The organism is Polaromonas sp. P3_C2 (genome assembly GCF_056402675.1).
The window spans coordinates 1-1,089 of record NZ_JBFUGX010000999.1; the positions used below are offsets into that span (position 1 = coordinate 1).

At 60.9% G+C, this 1,089-nt stretch carries 1 protein-coding gene; it reads right to left on the reverse strand.

What is annotated here, in order from left to right; translation table 11 throughout:
* Window positions 1-234: 234 nt before the first annotated feature.
* Window positions 235-1,089: TRAP transporter large permease (locus AC1DWI_RS24125; RefSeq protein WP_477726036.1), on the reverse strand; the 855-nt coding region annotated here is incomplete at its 5' end.

Below are 1,089 nucleotides of genomic sequence, written 5' to 3' on the forward strand. Positions count from 1 at the left end.
GCGCAGGGCAATGGCTTCGCCGTCGCCCTCAAACAGCGGGCGGAAGTCCTGGGCCGACTTGCTGCCGTCGGCCATCAGCAGCAGGGTGCGCTCGCGCTGGCCTAGCGTTCTCACGCCGGGCTTGAGCTCGGCACGGGCACGGTCGGTTTTGTGAAGCTGCATGGATTTCATCCTGAAATGAAACCCCGAGCATGGCTGCTGAAAATGACAGCCTCGTGAATCCTGTCCGAAAAGCTATTTTGCGTAGACGAGATCCCGCAGAGCCAGCGACAGCTGCGGGACGTAAGTGATCACCATCAGGCAAGCCAGTATCACCAATACAAACGGGAGCAGGTGGGTCACGATGCGGTCCAGCGATATCCTGGCGACGGTGCAGGCTGCAAACAGGTTCACGCCGAATGGCGGCGTGATCATGCCCAGCGCAAGGTTGACCACCATCACCAGCCCGAAGTGCACCGGGTCAATGCCGAAATGCACTGCCACTGGCGCCAGGATGGGCGCCAGCACGATGATGGCTGCGCTGGTTTCAATGAACATGCCGATGATGAATAGCGCCGCGTTGACGCCCAACAGGAAGAGGGCGGGCGACTGCAGCACGGCTTCCAGCCAGTGGCCTATGGCGTCCGGCACGCCGGCCCGGGTGATCAGGAAGGCGAACAACCCGGCATTGGCGATGATGAACATGATCACGGCACTGGAGAGCACCGATTTGCGCAGGATGACGTACAGGTCGGCCAGCTTGATCTCGCGGTAGATCACGATGCCCACGACCAGCGCATAAAACACCGCCACGGCAGAGGCTTCGGTCGGCGTGAAAATTCCGCCATAAATCCCGCCCAGAATAATCACCGGCATCAGCAATGCCCAGCCCGCCTGCCAGGTCGCCTTACCAAAGCTCAGGCGGCCGTCACCGTCCTGTTTGCCCCAGCCCTTCCAGCGGCAGTACAGGTGCACGAACAGCATCAATGCGCCGCCGATTAAAAGCCCCGGGCCGAAGCCGGCAATGAAGAGTTCGCCGATCGAGACCTCGGCGCTCACGCCATAAAGAATCATGGGGATGGACGGCGGAATAATCACGCCCAGTTCTGC